The 12888-nt window shown below is 72.9% G+C and carries 12 protein-coding genes; 1 reads left to right on the top strand and 11 read right to left on the bottom strand.

From position 1 onward, the window contains the following. Positions 1 to 6: 6 nt before the first annotated feature. The 3 genes from KV557_RS13940 to def all read right to left on the bottom strand — a co-directional run bounded on the left by KV557_RS13940 (position 7) and on the right by def (position 3072). A complete protein-coding gene (locus KV557_RS13940; protein WP_218200219.1) occupies positions 7 to 1443 on the bottom strand; it encodes an RsmB/NOP family class I SAM-dependent RNA methyltransferase in 1437 nt (478 codons plus the stop codon). Positions 1444 to 1550: 107 nt separating this feature from the next. Then, on the bottom strand, positions 1551 to 2489 hold the full coding sequence (fmt, locus tag KV557_RS13945) for a methionyl-tRNA formyltransferase (protein WP_218200220.1): 939 nt from the start codon (positions 2487 to 2489) through the stop codon (positions 1551 to 1553). Between the two features lie 37 nt (positions 2490 to 2526). After that, positions 2527 to 3072: a peptide deformylase gene (gene def / locus KV557_RS13950; RefSeq protein WP_218200221.1), complete on the bottom strand. Its 546-nt coding sequence runs from the start codon at positions 3070 to 3072 to the stop codon at positions 2527 to 2529. A 297-nt stretch (positions 3073 to 3369) separates the two neighbouring features. Here def and KV557_RS42590 point away from each other — a divergent pair, with 297 nt between their 5' ends. Then, the gene (locus KV557_RS42590) at positions 3370 to 3984 is read left to right on the top strand and encodes a hypothetical protein (RefSeq protein ID WP_256177383.1); all 615 of its coding nucleotides are present in this window, start codon (positions 3370 to 3372) and stop codon (positions 3982 to 3984) included. Positions 3985 to 4124: 140 nt separating this feature from the next. On the opposite strand, the gene KV557_RS13960 is transcribed toward KV557_RS42590, so the two are convergent. From KV557_RS13960 to KV557_RS13995, 8 genes are all read right to left on the bottom strand, one after another. After that, entirely contained in the window at positions 4125 to 6206 is a 2082-nt protein-coding gene (locus tag KV557_RS13960; protein WP_218200222.1) for a primosomal protein N', read from the bottom strand. Between the two features lie 108 nt (positions 6207 to 6314). Continuing rightward, a complete protein-coding gene (gene metK / locus KV557_RS13965; protein ID WP_218200223.1) occupies positions 6315 to 7538 on the bottom strand; it encodes a methionine adenosyltransferase in 1224 nt (407 codons plus the stop codon). Positions 7539 to 7700: 162 nt separating this feature from the next. After that, a complete protein-coding gene (gene coaBC, locus KV557_RS13970) occupies positions 7701 to 8945 on the bottom strand; it encodes a bifunctional phosphopantothenoylcysteine decarboxylase/phosphopantothenate--cysteine ligase CoaBC (protein ID WP_218200224.1) in 1245 nt (414 codons plus the stop codon). A gap of 207 nt (positions 8946 to 9152) precedes the next feature. Beyond that, positions 9153 to 9419, bottom strand: coding sequence for a DNA-directed RNA polymerase subunit omega (gene rpoZ, locus KV557_RS13975; protein ID WP_030240625.1), 267 nt, complete (start codon positions 9417 to 9419; stop codon positions 9153 to 9155). 37 nt (positions 9420 to 9456) lie between these two features. After that, positions 9457 to 10014: a guanylate kinase gene (gene gmk / locus KV557_RS13980; protein ID WP_218200225.1), complete on the bottom strand. Its 558-nt coding sequence runs from the start codon at positions 10012 to 10014 to the stop codon at positions 9457 to 9459. A gap of 49 nt (positions 10015 to 10063) precedes the next feature. Then, entirely contained in the window at positions 10064 to 10390 is a 327-nt protein-coding gene (gene mihF / locus KV557_RS13985) for an integration host factor, actinobacterial type (RefSeq protein ID WP_030056187.1), read from the bottom strand. Between the two features lie 365 nt (positions 10391 to 10755). After that, positions 10756 to 11589: an orotidine-5'-phosphate decarboxylase gene (gene pyrF, locus KV557_RS13990; protein ID WP_218200226.1), complete on the bottom strand. Its 834-nt coding sequence runs from the start codon at positions 11587 to 11589 to the stop codon at positions 10756 to 10758. Between the two features lie 96 nt (positions 11590 to 11685). Beyond that, entirely contained in the window at positions 11686 to 12789 is a 1104-nt protein-coding gene (locus KV557_RS13995; protein ID WP_218200227.1) for a quinone-dependent dihydroorotate dehydrogenase, read from the bottom strand. Between the last annotated feature and the right edge of the window lie 99 nt (positions 12790 to 12888).

Consider the following 12888-nt stretch of genomic DNA (forward strand, 5'->3'; position numbering starts at 1 on the left):
CCTCGACTACGCCGTCCGCCGCAGCAGCGCCAGGTACATCGCGTCCGTCCCGTGCAGGTGCGGCCAGAGCTGCACGTCCGGCCCGTCCCCGAGCGCGGGCACGCCGGGCAGCAGCGGCCGGGCGTCGATCCACTCGACCCGCCCGCCCTCGGCCCGCAGCACGTCGTCGACGACGGCCCGGGTCTCCGCGAGGTGCGGCGAGCAGGTCGCGTACCCGACCACCCCGCCCACCCGGGTGGCGTCGATGGCCGAGCGCAGCAGGTCCCGCTGGAGCGGCCCGAACGCCGCGACGTCCGCCGGACGCCGCCGCCAGCGCGCCTCGGGGCGGCGGCGCAGCGCGCCCAGCCCGGAGCACGGCACGTCCACCAGCACCCGGTCGAAGCCGCCCGCGCGCCAGGCCGGCCGCGTCCCGTCGGCCGCGATCACGGTGTACGGACCGGGGTTGCCCTCCAGCGCCCGCGCCACCAGGCGCGCCCGGTGCGGCTGCTTCTCGCTGGCGACGAGCGCCGCGCCGCGCTCGGCGGCCAGCGCGCCGAGCAGCGCGGCCTTGCCGCCGGGGCCCGCGCAGCCGTCCAGCCAGAGCCGGTCGGGGCCGTCCAGCGGAGCGCTCGCCAGGGCGAGCGCGACTAGCTGGCTGCCCTCGTCCTGCACGCCCGCCCGGTTCTCCCGCACCGCCGTCAGCGTGCCCGGGTCGCCGCCCTCGGCGAGCCGCAGCGCGAACGGGGACCAGCGGCCCGGCTCGGCCTCGGGCAGCGCCTCGGCCAGCTCGCCGACGGTGACCCGCCCGGGCCGGGCGACCAGCGTGACCTCCGGCCGCTCGTTGTCGGCGCGCAGCAGCTCCTCCATCGCGGCGCGCCCGGAGGCGTCCGGCTGCCAGCGGCCGAGCGAGTCCCAGAGCGCGGAGACGACCCAGCGCGGGTGCGAGTGGACGACGGCGAGGTGGTCCTCGGCGTCCTTGTCGTACGGCGGGGCGACCTGCTCGATCCAGGCGTCCAGGTCGTGCGCGCTGATCCGGCGCAGCACGGCGTTGACGAACTTCGCCTTGCCGTCGCCGAGCACCACCCGGGCGAGCTCGACGGTGGCCGAGACGGCCGCATGGGTGGGGATGCGGGTGGTGAGCAGCTGGTGGGCGCCGAGCGAGAGCACGTCGAGCACCGGCGGGTCGACCTTGCCGAGCGGCCGGTCGATGCAGGCGGCGATGATCGCGTCGTAGGTGCCCTGGAGGCGCAGGGTGCCGTAGACGAGCTCGGTGGCGAGGGCGGCGTCGCGTCGGTCCATGCCCTTCTGCTCGGCCTCGCGGAGCAGCGACGGCAGGATCAGGTTGGCGTACGCGTCGCGCTCGTCGACGGCGCGCAGGGCGCGGAACGCAACGATCCGGGCCGGGTCCTTCTTGGGCCGGCGGTGCGGACGGGGGGCGCGCTTGTCACCGGGGGGCGTGCTCACAATGACCTCAAAGTGCTGCGGTGGTTATCAGGTGGTTATCAAACGAACAGTAACGCTAAACGTGAGGTCCAGCTCCCACCGGACCCCACCCCTACCGGCCCTCGGCCCTAGGCCCCGAACCGCTCCCCGGCCTCCAGCCGCGCCCCGCGCGCCCAGTCCGCCGCCCGCATCTCCTTCTTCCCCTGCGGACGCACCTCGCCGAGCTCGATCTCGTGGCTGCCGGTACCGACCCGCACGCTGTTCTTGCCGACCATCGCCACCTCGCCGGGCGCCAGCCCGGCCGCCTCCGGCAGCAGCCTGACCGGCCCGGTCACCTTCAGCCGCTCGCCGCGGAACTCCGTCCACGCGCCCGGCGCCGGGGCGCAGCCGCGCACGACGCGGTCGATCCGCAGCGCGGGGTGGGTCCACTCGATCCGCGCGTCCTCGACGGTGATCTTCGGCGCGAGCGTGACGCCCTCGGCCGGCTGCGGCACGGCGTGCAGCGAGCCGTCCTCGATGCCGTCCATGGTCGCGGCGAGCAGCCGGGCGCCGGAGAGGGACAGCCGGGTGAGCAGTTCGCCGCTGGTGTCGGTCGGCCGGATCTCCTCGGTGATCACGCCGTAGACCGGGCCGGAGTCCAGGCCCTGCTCGATCAGGAAGGTGGACGCCCCGGTGACCTCGTCGCCCGCCAGCACCGCGTGCTGGACCGGCGCGGCGCCGCGCCAGGCGGGCAGCAGCGAGAAGTGCAGGTTGACCCAGCCGTGCTTGGGGATCTCCAGGGTGCCGGGGCGCAGCAGGGCGCCGTAGGCGACCACCGGGCAGCAGTCGGGGGCAAGTTCGGTGAGCCGGGCGACGAACCCCGGGTCGCTCGGCTTCGCCGGCTTGAGGACCTCGATCCCGGCCTCCTCCGCGCGCTGGGCGACGGGGCTGGCGACCAGCTTGCGGCCCCGCCCGGCGGGCGCGTCGGGGCGGGTGACCACCGCGACGACCTCGTGCCGGTCGGAGGCGAGCAGGGCGTCCAGGGCGGGAACGGCGACCTCGGGGGTGCCGGCGAAGACGAGACGCATCAAGTGCCTTTCTACGAACAGAGACTGAAAAGAGAACTCAGCGCGCCGCGCCGAACGTACTGTGCGGCGACACCTTCACGACCGGCGCGGGCGCGCCGCCCCAGTCCGTCTCCCGGATCGCCTTCAGCGCGGCCTTGCGCTGCTCGCGGTCGAGCCGGTCGATGAAGATGATGCCGTCGAGGTGGTCGGTCTCGTGCTGGATGCAGCGGGCGAGCAGCTGGGTGCCCTCCAGCGTGACCGGATCGCCGTACATGTTGAAGCCCTTGGCGACGACGCCGTACGCGCGCGTGGTGTCGTACCGCAGGCCGGGCAGGGAGAGGCAGCCCTCGGGGCCGTCCTGCTCCTCCTCGCTCAGCGACAGGTCCGGGTTGATCAGATGGCCGGTGACGCCGTCCACGTGGTAGGTGAACACTCGCAGGGAGACGCCGAGTTGGGGCGCGGCAAGGCCGGCGCCGGGGGCGTCGAGCATGGTGTCGGCGAGATCCCGGACCAGGGTGCGCAGCTCCTTGTCGAACGTGGTCACCGGCTGGGCGGTGGCTCGCAGGACGGGGTCTCCGAAGAGACGGATCGGCTGGATCGCCACGGGGTACGGGCTCCTGTCCGTCGAAAGGACGTCGAAAACGTCGAAAGTACGGGCTGCGGGCAACGACTCGTTCGCAGTTGGTTCGCCGTAAGTCTATGCAACGCACCGAGCCCACCCACCACGGCCGGAAGCCCGTCCACTGCCGCCCGCATCGCGTTCTGGCATATCCCTACTCCGATCCGCCGCGTTACCCCGGCCCCCGCTTCGGCGTTGGTCAAGTGAGATTGACCGGGGCCGGGGCGCACGGGACACGGCGCTCCGGCCGAGCCGAACCGTACGGAAGGTGGCACGTAGGCCATGGCCGAGCAGATCAACCACGACGCCCGGGCGCGGGCGAGCCTGCACCTGCTGGTGCGGGACATCGAGCGGGTGAGGCGGCAGGTCGACGCGCTGCGGACGCTCACCGCCCAGCTGGGCAACGTCTACCGGCCGCGCCGGCCCAGTACGTCGGCCGGGTTCGTGGTGTACGGGCGGGCGCCCGCGCCGACCGTGCGCCTGGCGCAGGAGCTGCGGGAGAGCGTGGAGACGCTGGTGGCGGCGGCGGTCGAGTTCGACCGGGCGCTCGGCTTCTCCTGGGACTCGGTGGGCTCGGCGCTCGGCGTCACCAAGCAGGCGGTGCACCGCCGTTACGGGATGCGCCGCCCGACCAGCGAACTGCTCGCCGCCAGCGGCGCCGTCCCGGGCCCGAGCCGCCCGGACCGTTCCGAGGACCTGCCCACCCCGGGCGCGTCCGGCGGCCTCGCCGCCACCGTCCCGGCAGCCCGCCAGGGCGGCCTGGACCGCTCCAGTCTGGAGCGCAACGCCCTCGACCGCAGCGCCATGGACAGAACGGCCATGGACCGCGGCACCCCCGACCGGTCCCCCGTCGACCGCACCCCGATCGACCGCACCGGCATCCCCCTGCGCGGCTGACCCCTCCCCGTCAGAAGGGAGGGCCATCCGGGGCGGGGTGGCCCACTCACCCCGCCCCCGCCGCAACCTCACCCTCCAACGAACCTCATCCACGACCGAACCCCACCCGCTACCGGACCCCACCCGCTACCGAGCCCACCTCACCCGATATCCAACGGATCCATCCGCACCCGCACCGCCTCCGGCGTCCGCAGCGCGATCCGCGCGATCTGCGCCGCCTTGAGCGCCGCCGCCAGCGCCGCCCCCTGTCCGGGCGGCACCCGCAGCAGGGCGCGCTCCTGCTCCTCCCCGCGCAGTGCCGGGACGGGCACCGGCCCGAGCACGTCCGCGCCTTCCGGCAGCCGGATCAGCCCCAGCAGGTCGGCCACCGCCGCCGGGCTCCCCGCCACCGACGCCATCCGCGACACCGGCGGGAAGTGCAGCTGCGCCCGCTCGTCCCGCTCCAGCCCGGCGTGCCCGAGCGGGTCCCACCGCACCAGGGCCTGCACCGGCCGTGCGGACGGCTCCGCGACCACGACGACCGTCCCGCCCTCCTCCACGGGCCGGACCAGGGCCGCAGCAGCCAGCCAGAGCCGCAGCGTCTCCTCACCGGCCCGCAGGTCGGGCCGGCTCAGCAGCGCCCACCCGTCCAGCAGCAGCGCGGCCCCGTACTCGGATCCGCCCTCGACGACGGGCTCCGCCCCGGGCGTGGAGATCACCAGCGAGGGCTCGTCCGGCACGGTGGCCAGCACCGCGTCCCGCCCGGAGGTCCGCACGGGAATGCGCGGGAACGCCTTCCCCAGTTCCTCCGCCGTCCGCCGCGCGCCCACCACCTGCGCCCGCAGCCGGAAGGACCCGCACTCGGCGCAGTGCCAGTCGTTCTCCGACTCCCCGCACCACCCACAACACAGCGCAGCATCGGCGGACGGCGCCTCCAGCGGGCCCTCGCACCGCCTGCAGCGGGCCGGCGTCCGGCAGCGCCCGCAGGCCAGCCGGGGGACGTAGCCGCGCCGGGGCACCTGGATGAGCACCGGGTGCCCGGCCGCGAGCGACTCCCGGGCGGCCTCCCAGGCCACCGACGGCAGCCGGGCGGCCTGCGCGGCGGCGTCCCGGTACTGGTCCTGGTCGGTGACCGTCCGCACCCGGGGCGCGACCTGCCGCACGGTCTCCCGGTCCGCGACCAGCGGACGCGCCCACCCGGTGCTGACCAGCTGCGCGCCCTCCACCGTCACCGCGTGGCCGCCGAGCAGCACGGCGGCGCCCTCCTCGGCGGCGCGCAGCAGCGCGACCTCGCGCACGTGCGGATGCGGCGCGCGCGGATCGCTGTGGCTGCTGTCGCCGTCGGACCAGACCACGACCAGCCCGAGGTCCCGCACCGGCGCGAACATGGTGGCGCGCGTGCCGATGGCGGCGTGCACCGAGCCGCGGCTCACCGCGAGCCAGCGCCGGTAGCGCTCCCGCGGGCCGAGGTCGGCCTCCAGTGCGGCGTGCATGCCCTCGCCGAGCAGCTCGGTCAGGGCTTGGTCCACCCGGGCCACCGACCGCCCGTCCGGCAGGACGACCAGCGCGCCGCGCCCGCCGGCCAGCGTCGCGGCGACGGCCCGCGCGATCTCGTACGGCCAGCCGGGGCCGGGCAGCGCCGCCCAGACGGCGCGCGGCGCGCCGCCCCCGGCCAGCGCGGCGAGGAAGTCGGGCCCGGCCGGGTAACGCTGCCAGCCACCGGAAGAAGGCACCGGCGGGCGCGGGCCGGGCGGCGGGGAAGGCTCGGCCTCGGCCTTGGCGTGCCGGGGCGGAACGGCCAGCTGGAGGACGTCCGCGAGGGTGCCGGCATACCGGTCGGCGACGGTCCGGCACAGGCGCAGCAGCTGCGGGCTGAGCACGGGCTCCGGCGAGAGCACCTGGGCGAGCGGGGCGAGCGGGCCGGGGAAGTCGCTCTTCTCCAGCCGGGCGACGATGAAGCCGTCGTGCAGCTCCCCGCCCTCGCGCTGGCCCTTCACCACACGTGCCCCGAAGCGCACCCGCACCCGGACACCGGGCTGGGCCTCCTCGGCCATCGCGGCCGGCACCTCGTAGTCGAAGAACTTGTCGATGGTCAGCACGCCCTTGTCGACCACGACCCGGGCCACCGGCAGCTGCTCCGCCCGCTTCGCGCCGCGCCACGTCCGGGGCTTGGCCCGGCGGACCGTCTCCCGGATGAACGCCAGCTGCTCCGGCTCCGACCCGTTCTCCCCTGTGCTGCTCATCGCTCCCAAGTACTACCAGGTCACACCGACACAGTGCACAAAAGTGGCGCCCACCCCCGCCCGGGGGTAGGCGCCGCTTTCAAGCAAGCTCAAACGAACTCAGCCGGCTCAGTCCTGCACAGCAGCCTTCAGCTGCTCCACCCGGTCGGTCCGCTCCCAGGTGAAGTCCGGCAGCTCACGGCCGAAGTGGCCGTACGCGGCGGTCTGCGAGTAGATCGGCCGCAGCAGGTCCAGGTCGCGGATGATCGCGGCCGGACGCAGGTCGAACACCTCGCTGACGGCCTTCTGGATCGCCAGCACCGGCACCGACTCGGTACCGAAGGTCTCCACGAACAGACCCACCGGCTCGGCCTTGCCGATCGCGTACGCGACCTGCACCTCGGCCCGGCGCGCCAGACCGGCGGCGACGATGTTCTTCGCCACCCAGCGCATCGCGTACGCGGCCGAACGGTCCACCTTGGACGGGTCCTTGCCCGAGAACGCGCCACCACCGTGGCGGGCCATGCCGCCGTACGTGTCGATGATGATCTTGCGGCCGGTCAGACCCGCGTCACCCATCGGGCCACCGATCTCGAAACGACCGGTCGGGTTCACCAGCAGGCGGTAACCGTCGGTGACGAGCTTGATGCCCTGCTCGGCCAGCGCCTTCAGCTCCGGCTCCACGACGAACTCGCGGATGTCCGGGGTGAGCAGCGACTCCAGGTCGATGTCGGAGGCGTGCTGGGTGGAGACGACGACGGTGTCCAGGCGGACGGCCTTGTCGCCGTCGTACTCGATGGTGACCTGGGTCTTGCCGTCGGGGCGCAGGTAGGGGATGGTCCCGTTCTTGCGCACCTCGGTCAGGCGGCGCGACAGACGGTGCGCCAGCGTGATCGGCAGCGGCATCAGCTCGGGCGTCTCGTCGGACGCGTAGCCGAACATCAGGCCCTGGTCGCCGGCACCCTGCTTGTCCAGGTCATCAGCGTCTTCGCTCTGGGTGGAGCCCCCGACCCGGGCCTCGTACGCGCTGTCCACACCCTGCGCAATGTCGGGCGACTGCGCACCGATGGACACCGAAACGCCGCAGGAGGCGCCGTCGAAGCCCTTCTTGGAGCTGTCGTAGCCGATCTCCAGGATCTTGTCCCGGACGAGCTGGGCGATCGGCGCGTACGCCTTGGTGGTCACCTCGCCGGCCACGTGCACCTGGCCGGTGGTGATGAGCGTCTCCACGGCGACCCGGGACGTCGGGTCCTCCCGGAGGAGAGCGTCAAGGATGGTGTCGCTGATCTGGTCAGCGATCTTGTCGGGGTGTCCCTCGGTCACGGACTCCGAGGTGAACAGGCGGCGAGACACAGCGCTCCCTGGGGTTGCAGCGGCTGCTGACTGAAGGCCCCCGGCGAACCGGGGACATCCGGAAAGACTTGATTCCTGGAGTGTAACGGTCGGGTTCCGCCGAACGTCACCCGCTTCCCAAAAAGCGGGACGGTTCTCCAACCGATCCCCGTCGTCTTTCGATCAGCTTCCGACCGTTTCCAGCCGCTTCGCGACCAGATCCCAGACGACGTCCGCGAGCGCCTCCTTGGGGCCCACCGGGACGGCCGTCTCACTGCCGTCGGAGCCCAGCACCACGGCCTCGTTGACGTCCGTGCCGAAGGCCTTGCCGTTGCCCACCTCGTTGACGACGAGCAGGTCACAGCCCTTGCGGGCGAGCTTGGCGCGGCCGTTCGCGAGCACGTCGTCGGTCTCCGCCGCGAAACCCACGACGAGTTGGCCCGAACGGGGGCGGTGGGCCGACAGCTCGGCCAGGACGTCGGGGTTGCGGACCAGCGCGACCGGCGCCGGCTCGACCCCCTCGACCTTCTTGATCTTGCCGCTGGCGTACTCGGCGGGCCGGAAGTCGGCGACGGCGGCGGCCATGACCACGGCGTCCGCGTCCGCAGCGGCGTTCAGCGCAGCCTCCCGCAGCTCCAGTGCGGTCGAGACGTGCACCACGTCCACCCCGGCCGGATCCGGCAGTTCCGCGTTGGCCGAGACCAAGGTCACCCGCGCCCCGCGCGCCGCCGCCGTCACGGCGAGCGCGTAGCCCTGCTTGCCGGAGGAGCGGTTGCCGAGGAAGCGCACCGGGTCCAGCGGCTCCCGGGTGCCGCCGGCCGAGACGACCACGTGCCGGCCCGCCAGGTCGGTCGGTACGGCACCGCCGCGGCGCAGCACGGCCCGGCAGGCGTCGAAGATCGCGGACGGCTCGGGCAGCCGCCCCTTGCCGGTGTCCTTGCCGGTGAGCCGCCCGACGGCCGGCTCCAGCACGATGACGCCCCGGCGGCGCAGCGTGGCGACGTTGTCCCGGGTGGCCGGGTGCTCCCACATCTCGGTGTGCATGGCGGGCACGACCACGACCGGACAGCGGGCGGTGAGCAGGGTGTTGGTGAGCAGGTCGTCGGCGAGGCCGTGGGCGGCCTTGGCGATCAGGTCCGCGGTGGCGGGGGCGACGACGACCAGGTCGGCCTGCTGGCCGATCCGCACGTGCGGCACCTCGTGCACGCGCTCCCAGGTCTCGGTGGCGGCCGGGCGGCCGGAGAGGGCGGCCCAGGTGGCCTCGCCGACGAAGTGCAGCGCGGCGGCGGTGGGCACCACGGTGACCTGGTGGCCGGACTCGGTGAACCGGCGGAGCAGCTCGCACGCCTTGTAGGCGGCGATGCCGCCGCTGACGCCGAGGACAACGCGCGGGGCGTCCGCGCCGGTCCGGTCCGAAGTCGCGCTCATACTCCCGCTCTCCTCCACAACACCACGCTCCCCCACGTCTGGAACGCACGGAACGTCTGGAACGTGCACACCCTACGACCCCTCAGCGATCACCCGCACTGTGCTCCCCCGCACAACCACCCCGGGTACGCCGAAGGGCCCGGCGGAAACGATTCCGCCAGGCCCTTCCGGAGAACACACGAGAACGCGTCAGAACACGCGACTGCCTCAGGCAGCCTCGATCGCCTCGGCGGTCAGCATGCCCGCGTTGATCTCGCGCAGCGCGATCGACAGCGGCTTCTCGTGCACGTGGGTGTCGACCAGCGGGCCGACATACTCCAGCAGACCCTCACCGAGCTGCGAGTAGTACGCGTTGATCTGGCGCGCACGCTTGGCGGCGTAGATCACGAGGCTGTACTTGGAGTCGGTGGCCTCAAGCAGCTCGTCGATCGGCGGGTTGATGATGCCCTCGGGCGCGGTCATGGAAGAGGACACGCGAAAACCTTCCGAAAGGGTGGGAAAGACAGACAGGTCAGCCTACACCGAGCAAGGCTAGCAGTTCGGCCGCTACCTGCTCGACCGAGGTGTTGACAAGAGTCGTGTCGAACTCCGGCTCGGCCGCGAGCTCGACCTTCGCAGCCTCCAGCCGCTTCTCGATCACGTCCTGCAGCTCGGTGCCCCGGCCGGTCAGCCGGCGGACCAGCTCGTCCCAGCTCGGCGGGGCCAGGAAGACGAGCTGCGCCTCGGGCATCGACTCGCGTACCTGCCGGGCACCCTGCAGGTCGATCTCCAGCAGCACGGGCTCGCCGCGCTCCAGCTTCTCCAGCACCGCCGACCGCGGGGTGCCGTAGCGGTTGCCGGCGAAGACGGCCCACTCCAGCAGCTCGCCGTTGGCGATCAGCTTGTCGAACTCGTCGTTGTCGACGAAGTGGTACTGGACCCCGTTCTGCTCGCCGGGCCTCGGGTGGCGGGTCGTCGCCGACACCGAGAGCCAGACCTCGGGGTGCTGCTTCCTCATATGAGCGACGACCGTGCTCTTGCCGACCCCCGAAGGGCCGGAGAGCACGGTCAGCCGCGGACGCTCACTCATGCACCGATTATCCCGGATCGCGGACGATCCCGGGACCACGGGGGCACGGTCAGGCGGCACCGCCGCCGAACTCCCGCTCCAGGGAGGCGATCTGGTTCGTGCCGAGACCGCGGACGCGCCGGCTCTCGCTGATGCCGAGACGCTCCATGATCTGCTTGGCCCGGACCTTGCCGACGCCCGGAAGCGACTCCAGCAGGGCGGAAACCTTCATCTTGCCGATGACATCGTTGTCGGCCTTGCCGGCCTTGATCACCTCGTGCAGGGAGGCGCCGGAGTGCTTGAGCCGGTTCTTGACCTCGGCGCGCTCCCGGCGAGCCTCGGCGGCCTTGGCGAGCGCGGCGGTGCGCTGTTCAGGGGTAAGGGGCGGAAGAGCCACGCCGTTCACCTCAGGGTGTGGAAGGAAGGGATTGAGCTATGACTGGTTTGGTTCTCCAGGACACCTCCGCAAGTGGAACCCCAGGGCCCTGACCTGCGGGAGCTACGAGAATCGCGGCTCTTCGATGACCTATCGCCGGACACTACCCGGATTGCGGCGCCACGTCAGGAAAAGAACACGAAAAGTCCTGGTCAGCCAAGGCCGACCAGGACTTTCCGGGGCAAAATGACCGCGATTGCGAGACTTTGACACCGCCGATGTGACGGCGCTCACGTCAACTGATCCGGTACCGCCAGGTCCTGCGCACACTGCACAGGGTCACCGGACGGCTACCGAGCCACCCGCGCCCGCCAGTTAACCGCGCCCTACTTCACCGCGACGGCGGCCTCACCCACGAAACGCTCGGCGGCCTCCCGCAGCGCCGGCACCGACGGGCCGTGCTTGAGCACGTCCCGGCTGACGCTCGGTACCACGTTGCGCACCGAGGCGCCGAACACCCGCGGCAGGTCGGCCATGGTCGCCCCCTGGGCGCCGATGCCGGGGGCCAGCAGCGGCCCGTTGATCGCCAGGTCCACGCCCGCGTCCGCGAGCGTCGCGCCGACCACCGCACCGAACGAGCCGAGCGGCTCGGCGCCGGCGTTCTCGGCCGCCAGCTGCCGCAGCACCGAGGCCGCGACCGGCTCGCCGTCCGCGCCGACCGCGCGCTGCACCTCGCCGCCCTCCGGGTTGGAGGTCAGCGCCAGCGCGAACACGCCGCCGCCGTGCTCCCGGGCCAGGTCCAGCGCCGGGCGCAGCGAGCCGAAGCCCAGGTACGGGCTGACCGTGAGGGCGTCCGAGAACAGCGGGCTGCCGGGCGCGAGGAAGGCCTCGGCGTAGGCGGCCATGGTGGAGCCGATGTCGCCGCGCTTGGCGTCCATCAGGACCAGCGCCCCGGCCGCGCGGGCCTCCTCGACGGTCTTCTCCAGCACCGCGACGCCCTTGCTGCCGAAGCGCTCGAAGAAGGCGGCCTGCGGCTTGAGCACGGCGACCCGGTCGGCCAGCGCCTCGACCACGGTGCGGCTGAAGGTCTCCAGGCCGGCGATGTCGTCACCGAGCCCCCAGGCGGCGAGCAGGGAGGCGTGCGGGTCGATGCCGACGCAGAGCTGGCCGCGGGTGTCGAGGGCCTGGCGCAGCCGAGCGCCGAACGGGGCGAGGGTCATGTCGTCCTTCCGATGGTCGTGCAGGGGTTCAACGAGGTCGGGGGTTCACAAGGTGCGGCGGTTCACGAGGAGCAGCCGATCACGAGGAGCGGCCGTTCACGAGGCGCGGACGGCGCTGCCGACCGCCGCCGCCAGGTCGCGGAAGCCCGCGCCTCGGACCCGGGCCGACAGGCCCTTGTGGATGCGGCGGCACCAGAACGGGCCCTCGTAGATGAAGGCGCTGTAGCCCTGCACCAGGTCGGCGCCGTGGATGATCCGCTGCCAGGCGTCCTCGGCGGTCTCCACCCCGCCCACCGAGACCAGCGTCAGCCGCCCCTCGGTGCGGGCGCGCAGCCGCTGGAGCACCTCCAGCGCGCGGGCCTTGAGCGGGGCGCCGGACAGGCCGCCCATGCCGATCTCCTCGACCCGCGCGGCGTCGGCCCGCAGGCCCTCGCGGCCGATCGTGGTGTTGGTGGCGATGATGCCGTCCAGGCCCAGTTCCAGGGCGAGGTCGGCGACCGCGTCGATGTCCTCGTCGGCCAGGTCGGGGGCGATCTTCACCAGCAGCGGCACCTGGTGCGCGGTGGTGCGGTCGGCGGCCTCGCGGACGGCGGAGAGCAGCGGGCGCAGGTGGTCGACGGCCTGGAGGTTGCGCAGCCCGGGGGTGTTCGGCGAGCTGACGTTGACCACCAGGTAGTCGGCGTACTTGGCCAGCCGCTCGGTGGACTTGACGTAGTCGGCGACCGCGTCGGCCTCCTCGACCACCTTGGTCTTGCCGATGTTGACGCCGACCACCGGGGTGGAGCTGGTGTGCGGGCGGGCGGCCAGGCGGGCGGCGACCCGGGCCGAGCCCTGGTTGTTGAAGCCCATCCGGTTGATCAGCGCGCGGTCCTCGACCAGGCGGAACAGCCGCGGCGCCGGGTTGCCGGGCTGGGGCTCACCGGTGATGGTGCCGATCTCGACGTAGTCGAAGCCGAGCATCGCCAGGCCGTCGATCCCGACGCCGTTCTTGTCGAAACCGGCCGCGAGCCCGAAGGGGCCGGGCAGGTCGAGACCGAGGGCGTTGGTGCGCAGCGCCCGGTCGCGCGGGGCGAGCACCAGCCGGACGAGGGTGCGCAGGCCGGGCACCGAGGAGGCGAGCCGGATCCAGAAGAAGGCGAGGTGGTGCGCCTTCTCGGGGTCCATCTTCTTGAGGACGAGGTCGAACAGCAGCTTGTACAAAACCCAACTCCCGGATTGTGGCCCGGACTTGAACGGAGGGTCCGGGCATGGGAGTGGGGGGCCACCGATTGGCTTCGGTGCGCCCCCCACTGCGGTGGT

It is taken from the genome of Kitasatospora aureofaciens (genome assembly GCF_019192735.1).
Lineage (GTDB): Bacteria > Actinomycetota > Actinomycetes > Streptomycetales > Streptomycetaceae > Kitasatospora > Kitasatospora aureofaciens_A.